The following is a 9,872-nucleotide window of genomic DNA, read 5'->3' as shown; positions in this document are numbered from 1 at the left end:
GAGTCGAAATCACCTCCTACCTCACCACCTCCGAGGAGCGTGTCCGGTGACTACCACTAAACCCCCCACCCACACCCCCGCCCATGGCGACGACCCTTACTCCGGCCCTGGAGCCGGGTCGCTCAAGCGGATCCGCGCGCGGATCCACGAGTTGCAGTACGTCGCAGGCAGAGTCCTGGACACCCCGGTGATCGGCCCGCGGGGGCAGCATTTCACCGTCCGCGAGGCGATGGAGCGGGCCGTCGTCGTCACCAGCTCGATCGACATGGCCGAGATCCGCGGCAGCCTGCGCCACCGCGTGGTGTCGGCCAAGTTGAAACTCCTCAGCCTGGTCAGTCTGGTCGTCGTCGACTTCCCGCTGATGCTGTGGCTGACCAGCTCGGTGTTCAACGTGGACTGGACCGCCCCGCTCGACGCGCCGATCTACCTGGTGATCAGCATCGTCGTGTCGATCCTGGGCACCGGCAGCGCCGCGGCCGTGCTGTATCACCTGGGCCGCAACCAACGCGAGAACAAGACCGACCAGCGCAGGCTGGTACTCAAGGACCTGTCACCGGGGTCCAAGGCGAGCCTGCTCGCGGTCGCCTTCCTGGTGACGCTGATCGCGGTGGTCATGTTCGAGCGCGTCTACACCGAGGGTTTGCTCAGCGGTCTGAACAACCTCGCCGCGCTGCTCGCCATCCTGGTGTCGTTCGTCATGCTGGTCACGGCGCTGCTGGTGTTCTTCACCGCGTTCCGCGACGGCTCGCCCGAGCAGGATGACTCGGCGTTTCTCAGCGCACTCGTGCAGCAGCACCTTCAGCTTCAGCGGGCCTACGAGGACGAGGCGCACCGGCTGCGGCAGCAGTACGCCTTGCTACTGCCGACCGAACCGACCAGGGACGACCGGAGCCTGCCGCCTGCCTGAATCCGCCCGGACACGAGCCGAGGGACGCCGACACGGCACCCCTCGGTTCGCGGCATGTCGCGTCACCCGTTCAGCGCAGCGAGTAACACTGGCATCACGCAGACCGACCACTGAACGAGCGCCCTACTCGATCAGCGGACACTAGGAACCGATTTGAGTGACCACGACGATTCGACCCAGCGGCGGCCCAAGCCGGTGGAACTGGTCGACCTGCACGAGCTGACCGCCGAGCTGTTCGCCGTGGTGAAGCGGGCATTCTGCGTACGGGATCGACATCAATTCTCGCTGCTCAACATCGACTCGGCTAACGGCACGATGTCGGACAAGCGGGAGATAGCCGTCTTCGCGATGCGCAAGCTTCAGGCCCTCCGGTACGTCACCACTCGGGGCGTGCGCACCGCGAATATCGTTGTCGTCTGCCTTATTGCCGACCTCAATGTCACATTGACCAGCCTGGCCGATTTTCTCGACGACATTGACCCGACCGCGTACCAAGTTCTCATGAACAGCCGCCTGGCGCTCAACAAAGCCGCAGTGGTGGTGAGCGGGCTCCAGGGCATGGACGTCATCGAGTTGTATTAGCGAATGGGCTCCCGTCGATCCCGGAAACCCATTCGCCAACCCCCGCCTGATCACCCCAGGCCGTTCCCTAGCCGGGAGCCGTCGCCAACCGCGGCACCGGCCCGGGTCTGGCAACCGGCGACCAAGACGATCGTTGCAGCCCTCCGTCCTGCTCAGGCGACCACGGCAGCAGGACGATGGCGGGTTGACGCCCACCGGCACCATCGGCATGCAATGGCATGCCTGCAACACCGTCGCCGACCGTGCGTGGCCATCCCTTCCAGCCGCGCACACCGACCACGAACCGCACCACGATCCGGGTAAGCCCGCGCCATGCGAATCGGCCACTAGCAGGCCGGACAGGTGCTACCCCCGACGGCACACCAGTCTCGCCGGGTGGCACCGCGCCACCATCGGGAATCGAATCGGAAGGTCCAGACCGCGCCGTCGGCGCGGTCGCCGGGTCACGGTCACCCGACAGCATTTCGGACATCGCGACTCCGGTCAGCGCCCGTGTGGTCAGCCAGGCCATGAAATAGCGCTGGTAGTCCTCGTTCTCGGCATCGAGGTTCGACTGGAGAAGCGTGTAGAGGTGGCCTTCACAGACGGTGCGCAGCCGTCGGGCTGCTGTTCGTGCCACAGCCTGTTCGACTGCGCTGCTGTGTGGACCGTTAGCCATTCCGTGTCCTCCGTGCTGCGGCGGATCAGTCTTGTCTGTCTTTTTGTCGCGCCGCGACCGCCGCGGCGCCTCGATTGACGGAACGCTGCAACTGCCGTTCCAGGCCAGCTAGCTGATCACTGTCCCAACTTGCTTTTCGGGCAAGCATTTCCCGATAACCTTTGAGCACCACATCCGGCGAATCGTTGTCCACGATGCTCTGCGCGAGAGTGACCGCGCTACGCCGAATGAAGTTGGACAGGGTTTCCCCCATGTAATGGGCAACTGCTTCGAGCAGTGCCCGCTCCTCGTTTGAGATTCGGAAACTCACCGGAGAGGAGTCGTTAGGCATGGTATTACTCCTCGACTCGACGGTTCGGTCAGACTGTAATACAAGCTAACACGCCCCCGATGGGAATGTCAACATGCAACACTTACCTAGAAGGTAGACAACACTACAGCTACAGCGGGAACACCACACACGGTGCGGCGTACGGCAAGGTGGCCGGATGGGAACCGAGCTGTGGTCGTCGGCGGCGTGGCGGGCGGACGCGGTGTCCTGGCTGGACGCCTGCCTGGCCGACGCGGGGATCGTGCGCACCGGCGAGGTCGAGCAGCCCCGCGTGCGGCCGTGGGCCACGGTGCTGACCGCGCCGACGACCGCCGGCCCGGTGTGGCTCAAGGCGGCGGGGCCGGGCACGGCGTTCGAGGCGGGCCTCTACGAGGTGCTGCACGACATCGTGCCCGACCGAGTGCTCGCGCCGATCGCGACCGATCCGGCCCGCGGCAGGCTGATCCTGCCCGACGGCGGCCCCACGCTGGGCGGCCTGCGGGAGGATTTGCTGGTGGACGTCCTGCCGCGGTACGGACAGCTCCAGCGCGACCTCGCCCCGCACGTCGACCGACTGCTCGCCGCGGGCGTCGCCGACATGCGCCCGCCGATCCTGCCGACCCGCTTCGCCGAGGCGCTGTCGGTCGTCGGCGACGCGGCGGAACCCGTTGCCGCGCTTGGCGAACAGGTGACGGCCTGGTGCGCCCGCCTGGCCGCGTCACCGGTCCCGGCGAGCATCGACCACAACGACCTGCACCCGGAGAACATCCTCGTCGCCGCCGACCCGAGCCTGGTCCGCTTCTACGACTGGGGCGACAGCGTGGTCGCCCACCCGTTCGCCGCCATGCTCGTTCCGCTGAGCCGACTCGGCGACGACGCGGCCGTCCACCGCGCCCGCGACGCCTACCTGGAGGCGTTCACCGACCTGGCGCCGCGCGCGGAACTGGTGGCGGACCTGGAGTTGGCGTGCAGGCTCGGCAAGATCGCCCGCGCCCTGGTCTGGCACCGCGCGGTGGCCGCCGAACCCGGCGACTTCGCCGACGCGCCTGCCGAAACGCTGCTCGGCCTCCTCGCCGACACCCACCTGTGAGAGCCTTCGGGCATGGTCGAGATCGAGCGCAAGTTCCTGGTCGCGAACGACTCCTGGCGGTCCGAGGTCGTCTCTGCCGACCGGATCGTGCAGGGCTACCTGGCTATCGGTGAGCGTTCACAGGTGCGGGTGCGCAGCGCGGGCGGTCGTGGCTGGGTCACCGTCAAGGGCGAGGCAGCGGGCATCACGCGGCCCGAGTTCGAGACGGAGGTGCCGGTGGACTTCGTCGAGGGCGTCAGCGCCGCCGGGCTGTGCGTCGGCGACCCGATCGAGAAGGACCGGCACATCGTCGAGGTCGACGGCCACCGGTTCGAGGTCGACGTCTTCCACGGCGCGAACACGGGCCTGGTGCTCGCCGAACTGGAACTCGACGCGGAGGACGCGCCGTTCCCGCGGCCCGGCTGGCTCGGCACCGAGGTCACCGACGACAAGCGCTACCGCAACGCCTACCTCGCGCGCGCGCCCTTCTCCACCTGGTCCTAAGTGGACTGTTTGATCGCGGCCAGTAGCCGCGGCGCGTCCTCGGTCCGGCAGATGACCAGGTCGGGTAGGTACGGGTGCGACTGGTTGTAGCGCAGCGGCGTCCCGTCCAGCCGCGACGCGTGCAGCCCGGCGGCCAGCACGACGCCGACCGGGGCGGCGGAATCCCACTCCCACATGCCGCCCGCGTGCAGGTACGCGTCGGCGTCGCCGCGGAGGACGGCCATCGCCTTGGCGCCCGCCGAGCCCATCGATACCAACTCGCCGCCGACCTCGGCGGCCACCGGGGCCGCGAACGCCGGCGGACGCGTGTCGCTCACCAGCAGCAGCATCCTCGGCTCGGCCGGGCGCGGCGGCAGGTGCGCGTCGTCGCTGGCGTAGACCTCGCCCAGCGACGGCTGCGCGACGGCGGCGTCGGTGATGCCCGCGCCCCGCTGCCAGAGAGCGACGTGCACGGCCCAGTCCGGGCGCTCGCGCAGGCCGAACTCGCGGGTGCCGTCGAGCGGGTCGATGATCCACACCCGGTCAGCGTCGAGCCGCGCCGGGCTGTCGGCCGACTCCTCGGACAGCACCGCGTCGCCGGGCCGCTCGGCGGCGAGCCGGTCGAGCAGAAGCGTGTTGGCCTCGGCGTCGCCGCGTTGACCGAGCGTTCGGGCGTCGCAGGACGCGTCCGCGCGGAGGCGGAGCAGCAGACTGCCCGCCTGACCGGCCAGGTCAGCGGCGAGACGTGCGTCGACGGACACTCGACTCCTCGCCGTGGTGGGGAAACGAAGCCGCAATCTACCAGCGGGGACTAGGCTTTCCGGCACGCGCCGTGCGGGAACCTGGTCGGGGGTACGCACGTCTACCCCGTCGACATCGACCCACCTTGAGGGGGCTCCGCGATGGCGGACATCGAATACCGGTTCGGCACCGGCGAGAGCGATCCGACCGTGCACCACGGCCAGGCCAATGTGGACGCCGACGGCAACGGCACCCCCGACGCCATCGCCGTCGACTTCGACGGCGACGGCCGCTACGACGACGCGATGTGGGACTCCGACGGCGACGGCGTAGCCGACACCGCCCTACTCGACCACGACAACGACGGCATCGCGGAGTCCGCCTACGCGGACCCGACCGGCGAGGGCACCTGGAACGCCCGAGCGGGCGACGGCGAGACCCAGCCCGCCACCGACGCGACCCCGAACGACCAGACCCAGGACGTCCCCTCCGACGTCCCGGAGGACGGCGGGTTCGAGAACCAGCCGACCGAGGACAACCCCGTCGCCGACTTCGACCCCGACGCCAAGGCAGAAGGCGACGACCCGTTCACCACCCTCGACGACGACCCGGCCGACGCGGGCGACCTGTTCGACAACCTGGTCCCCGACGAGTCCACCGAACCGTCCCTGTCGGAGTGGTACTCGGAACTGGAGACCTGAGCACCGGAAGCAGGCACGCCGGTCGCCGCGAGATCCACCGGATCGCGAGGTCGCGGTGGAGCTCTGGGGCGAACAGTAACCTGGACCGCGTGGCAGTAAACCCATCTCTCAAGCTCGGACCGTACGTGGTCGACCCCGCCGTAGTACTCGCACCCATGGCGGGTATCACCAACGTGGCGTTCCGAACGCTGTGCCGGGAGTTCGGCAGCGCCTCATCGCTCTATGTGTGCGAGATGGTCACGGCGCGAGCGATTGTCGAGCGCGACCCGAAGACCATGGAGATGATCACCTTCGCCGAGCACGAGCACCCGCGCTCGCTGCAGCTCTACAGCGTCGACCCCAAGACCATGGCCGAAGCGGTAAAGATCATCGTCGGTGAAGGCCTGGCTGATCACCTGGACGGCAACTATGGGTGCCCAGCCCCCAAGGTGACCCGCAAGGGCGGCGGCGCGGCGCTGCCGTTCAAACGCAGGCTCTTCGGCGACATCGTGGCCGCCGCGGTGCGCGCCGCCGAGCCCGCGGGGATCCCGGTCACCGTGAAGTTCCGGGTGGGCATCGACGACGACCACATCACCTACCTCGACGCGGGTCGCATCGCGGCGGCCGAGGGGGCCGTCGCGGTCGCGCTGCACGCGCGGACGGCCGCCCAGCGCTACTCGGGCCAAGCGGACTGGTCGTGCATCGCGCGCCTCAAAGAAGCCGTCACCACCATCCCCGTGCTGGGCAACGGCGACATCTTCAGCGCGGCCGACGCGCTCAAGATGGTCGACCAGACCGGGTGCGACGGCGTGGTCGTCGGCCGCGGCTGCCTTGGCAGGCCGTGGCTGTTCCGCGAACTGCACGCCGCGTTCGCCGGCGACCCGGTCCCCGACGGGCCCGACCTCGGCGAGGTCACCCGCGTCCTCTACCGGCACGCCACCCTGCTCGCCGAGCACCTCGGCGACCAGAAGGGCCTGCGTGACCTGCGCAAACACATGGCCTGGTACCTGCGCGGCTTCCCGGTCGGCGCCGACCTCCGGCAGCGCTTCGCCATGGTCGCCGGGCTGGCCGAACTGGCCGACCTGATCGGCGAACTCGACCACACCGCGCCCTACCCGGCCGACGCCGAGGGCCCGCGTGGCAGGCAGGGCGCGCCCGGCAAGGTCGCGCTGCCCGAGGGCTGGTTGGACGATCCAGAGGACGCCGCCGTGCCCTCGGGGGCCGAACTGATGCACTCGGGGGGCTGAGCGGTGCGGCGCACGGTGGGGATGCTGATGGTCGCGGTCGCCGCGGCCGGGTGCGCGACGACGGTCGCCGGGCGCGCGGTCCCGGCGGGCGGCGGCGCCGCGCCCACGCAGGAACGCGAACTGGTCGGTCGGTACTTCGCCGACCTCAACGAGGCAGCCGCGGACGGCCCGTCGACCCAGCGCGACTTCCTGCGCCGGTCCCAGCACCCGGACTTCGCCGACCGGATCTGCGACCTCGGCGACCTGGTACTCAAGATCGAACCCGCGCTGTCCACCCTGCGCACCGACGCGAAGTGGAAGCCGGAGAAGTCCAGCACCCGCCCACGCGGCGCGGTGTACGTCGTCGGCGTGTCCATCCAGATCCGCCGGGACAGCGCGACCCTCGCGGAGCAGATCGGGTCGCAACGGGTCGTGGTGCTCGACGGCCGGGCCTACGGCTTCACGCCCTGCCCGACACGGTGACTCCATCCGGGTGACGCCGGAGGTGTGCGTTCGGCGACCGACGGGTGGCCTGTCACTGGTTTGGCGCAATGCCGAGTACACCAGTAGGGGGAATTCCTCCGTTCATGCGTCCCGTCGGCTCAAGCGAGACGTCGATAAGGACGACACACACGTACGTAGGGAGGTGACCGCGGTGGCCGTTCTGGGACGAGGTGTCGCCAAGCCCGAGCCCGACCAGCGGGATGCCGCGTGGCTGGAGCACCGGGTCAGCGAGCCGACCATTCCGCTGCGCCACCCCGCGATCGGTGAGCGCGCCGACGCCGACCCGCCCGCGGACGCGGCCAACCTCGTCAGCCTGCACCAGTCGATCGCCGCGCTGCTCGCCTCCCGCGGCCAGTTCCGGCAGGCATACCAGCACCTGCGGTCCGCGCTGGACCTGATGTCCGAGCTGAGCGAGCCGCCGCAGATTCCCGAGCAGTTCCGCCGCGAGGTCGACCGGCTGCGCCGCGAGCACGCCGAGGCGCACGAGCAGAGCATCCGCGACAGCCTGACCGCCAGCTACAACCGCCGCTACCTCGACCAGCGCCTGGTCGAGGTGTTCGCCGAACAGGGCCGCGCCGACGGCCTCGCCGTCGCCCTGGTCGACCTCGACTGGTTCAAGCAGGTCAACGACACCTTCGGCCACCTCGTCGGCGACCGGGTCCTGCAGCGCGTCGTCGAACTGCTTCAGCAGGGCCTGCCGGAGGGTGCGTTCTGCGCCCGCTACGGCGGCGAGGAGTTCGTGCTCGTGCTGCCCGCTGTCAACGCCCAGACGGCCATCGCGCTCGCCGAGGCGGCGCGGGCCCGGGTGGAGGACTACGCGTGGTCCAGCCTGGTGCTGGGCCTGCGGGTGACGGTGAGCATCGGGCTCGCCCACGAGCCCGTCAGGTACGTGGCGGACGACACACAGCTCTCGCCGGAGTGCCAGCTTCGCGAGGCGGACAGCTTGCTGTACACGGCCAAGCAATCAGGCCGCAACGCCGTTGCCTACCTACTCGACGGTAAGCCCCACCTGGCCGGATCGGCAGCCGGTAGGCGTGCGATCACCGCTCCGCGCGCCTTGGCGCACTGACGCGACCACTCGGCGATCAGCTACCCCGATTGGGCTAGCGACTTCGGCAAAATCGAGTACCCGTGGTGGGCAAGTTCGGACATCAGTCGTCACGAGCGACAGCCATCCGTACTATCGCGTCCGCAGAGTGACACGATCGGGTAAGCAACCGAACGCGGCACCGCAACGTGTTGATAACCAACTGGCATCGGTTCAGGCAGTACCTGGAAAGGAGCACGGGTGCCCGACGACCACGGCCGCGACGGCACCCCGACCGCACCCAGGCCGGAACCAGGCGGCAAGCGCCGAGCACCGGAGCCCACCGAGCAGCCCCGGCGCAGGCGCCGGTCAATGGAAGGCTCCGGTGGCGTCAGCGTCTCGGACCTGGTCGAGCGACACACGGGCTCGCGACCGAATCTGCAGCCGATATCGCCCGGCGGACCAAGACCCGAGGAACAGCCCGAAGTTCCCCGGCACCAGGCCCCCGCCGCCCCGCCCCGCGCCGAGGCATCACCGACCTCCGCCACCGGCCGCCACGGTGGAGCTCCCGCAGGCCGCCGCGCCCAGCCAGACCACCCCACCGGCCATGCCGCCACACCGCCAAACCACTCCACCACCAGCCCCGCCCCCTCTCCAGACCACTCCACCGGCCGCCGCGCAGCGCAACCGGACCTCCACGGCGGAGCCGTTCCCGAGGTCCCCACCGGCCGCCGCGTCGCACAACCGGACCTCTATCGCGGAGCCACTCCCGAGGTCCCCACCGGCCGCCGCGTCGCACAGCCAGACCACTCCACCAGTCACGGCGCCGCCCGGCCAGACCATTCCACTGACCGCCACGCCGCCCAGCCAGACAACCCCGGCGGCGCAGGCACGGCCCAGCCAGGCCTCCCCACCGCCTACACAGACCTGCCGACCGGCCGCCGCGCGGCCCAGCAGGACCACGCCAGTCACGGCGGGGCCCAGCCGAATCCCACCAGCCGCGGGACGGCGCAGCCAGACACCTCCACCGTCTACCCGGACAGCCGCCGCGCGGTCCAGCCGAATCACGCCACCGGCCGAGGCACAGCTCAACCAGGCCACCCCGTTGGCCCCGGCACGGCGCAGCCGGACCTTCCCACGGCCTATACGAACCCGTCGCCCGGTCGCCGCGCGAACCAGCCGGACGACGCCACCGGCCGCCGTGCTGTCCAGGAGGATCTGGCGACCAGCCGTGGGGGAGCAGACCGCGGCGCTGTCCAGCCGGACGCGCCTGCCGCGGGCAGCCGTCGTGCGGCCGAGCCCGGCTTTTCCTCGGTGGACGACACCGCCGTCCGGCCCGCCCCAGGCCCACCGCGCCGATCCCTCGCGGGTGCCTTCTCCCGCGCCGTCCCCGGCGACGATCCCCGATCCGCGAACCACGGCGGCGGCCCGTTCGGCGGCCCCGAGGCAACAGGGCACACCGGACAGCGCCCCACGACGGTCGGTCGCGGCGAATCCTCAGCCCCCACCGACGATCGCGGCGGCAGGCCCAACCGCGCAGGCGAGCCGCAGGCGGCTCAGTATCCGGCGGGCCACGCGACCGGTAGGCAGCCGATCCCGGCCACCGGTCCAGACACCACCGGCAGGCGCCTTCCCCCGCCACACGATGGCGGTGGACCACGCCAGCCCACCGCGGAACGCCCCCT

General features: G+C 70.2%; 11 protein-coding genes. 8 read left to right on the top strand and 3 right to left on the bottom strand.

Going from position 1 to position 9,872, the window contains the following annotated elements; translation table 11 throughout:
- The first annotated feature begins 46 nt into the window (after positions 1-46).
- Both ACT4N7_RS17960 and ACT4N7_RS17955 read left to right on the top strand, forming a co-directional pair.
- The gene (locus ACT4N7_RS17960; RefSeq protein WP_444829907.1) at positions 47-907 is read left to right on the top strand and encodes a hypothetical protein; all 861 of its coding nucleotides are present in this window, start codon (positions 47-49) and stop codon (positions 905-907) included.
- Between the two features lie 153 nt (positions 908-1,060).
- Positions 1,061-1,489 (top strand): hypothetical protein, encoded by a 429-nt coding sequence (locus ACT4N7_RS17955; RefSeq protein ID WP_444829906.1) that lies wholly within the window; start codon positions 1,061-1,063, stop codon positions 1,487-1,489.
- 67 nt (positions 1,490-1,556) lie between these two features.
- Here the strand turns inward: ACT4N7_RS17955 and ACT4N7_RS17950 are convergent, their stop codons facing one another.
- Together ACT4N7_RS17950 and ACT4N7_RS17945 are read right to left on the bottom strand one after the other, a co-directional pair.
- Positions 1,557-2,147 (bottom strand): hypothetical protein, encoded by a 591-nt coding sequence (locus tag ACT4N7_RS17950; protein ID WP_444829905.1) that lies wholly within the window; start codon positions 2,145-2,147, stop codon positions 1,557-1,559.
- A 25-nt stretch (positions 2,148-2,172) separates the two neighbouring features.
- Positions 2,173-2,478, bottom strand: coding sequence for a type II toxin -antitoxin system TacA 1-like antitoxin (locus ACT4N7_RS17945; RefSeq protein ID WP_444829904.1), 306 nt, complete (start codon positions 2,476-2,478; stop codon positions 2,173-2,175).
- 157 nt (positions 2,479-2,635) lie between these two features.
- Between ACT4N7_RS17945 and ACT4N7_RS17940 the strand changes: the two genes are divergently transcribed.
- Together ACT4N7_RS17940 and ACT4N7_RS17935 are read left to right on the top strand one after the other, a co-directional pair.
- Positions 2,636-3,547, top strand: coding sequence for a phosphotransferase (locus tag ACT4N7_RS17940; RefSeq protein ID WP_444829903.1), 912 nt, complete (start codon positions 2,636-2,638; stop codon positions 3,545-3,547).
- 12 nt (positions 3,548-3,559) lie between these two features.
- Complete coding sequence (locus ACT4N7_RS17935) at positions 3,560-4,030, top strand: CYTH domain-containing protein (RefSeq protein ID WP_444829902.1); 471 nt, start codon at positions 3,560-3,562, stop codon at positions 4,028-4,030.
- Here the strand turns inward: ACT4N7_RS17935 and ACT4N7_RS17930 are convergent.
- Complete coding sequence (locus ACT4N7_RS17930; protein WP_444829901.1) at positions 4,027-4,770, bottom strand: 3'(2'),5'-bisphosphate nucleotidase CysQ; 744 nt, start codon at positions 4,768-4,770, stop codon at positions 4,027-4,029. The two genes, ACT4N7_RS17935 and ACT4N7_RS17930, sit on opposite strands and share 4 nt — an antisense overlap.
- Positions 4,771-4,911: 141 nt before the next feature.
- Between ACT4N7_RS17930 and ACT4N7_RS17925 the strand changes: the two genes are divergently transcribed.
- The 4 genes from ACT4N7_RS17925 (at position 4,912) to ACT4N7_RS17910 (ending at position 8,229) form a co-directional block, all read left to right on the top strand.
- Positions 4,912-5,451, top strand: a complete 540-nt coding sequence (locus ACT4N7_RS17925; RefSeq protein WP_444829900.1) for a hypothetical protein — start codon at positions 4,912-4,914, stop codon at positions 5,449-5,451.
- 89 nt (positions 5,452-5,540) lie between these two features.
- On the top strand, positions 5,541-6,677 hold the full coding sequence (gene dusB, locus ACT4N7_RS17920; RefSeq protein ID WP_444829899.1) for a tRNA dihydrouridine synthase DusB: 1,137 nt from the start codon (positions 5,541-5,543) through the stop codon (positions 6,675-6,677).
- A 3-nt stretch (positions 6,678-6,680) separates the two neighbouring features.
- A complete protein-coding gene (locus ACT4N7_RS17915) occupies positions 6,681-7,139 on the top strand; it encodes a hypothetical protein (RefSeq protein WP_444829898.1) in 459 nt (152 codons plus the stop codon).
- A gap of 163 nt (positions 7,140-7,302) precedes the next feature.
- Entirely contained in the window at positions 7,303-8,229 is a 927-nt protein-coding gene (locus tag ACT4N7_RS17910) for a GGDEF domain-containing protein (RefSeq protein ID WP_444829897.1), read from the top strand.
- Positions 8,230-9,872: the final 1,643 nt, after the last annotated feature.

Source organism: Actinokineospora sp. (genome assembly GCF_052390155.1).
Taxonomy (GTDB): Bacteria; Actinomycetota; Actinomycetes; order Mycobacteriales; family Pseudonocardiaceae; genus Actinokineospora.
The sequence above is the reverse complement of the archived record's forward strand: the minus strand, read 5'-3'. Positions and strand labels throughout refer to the sequence as shown.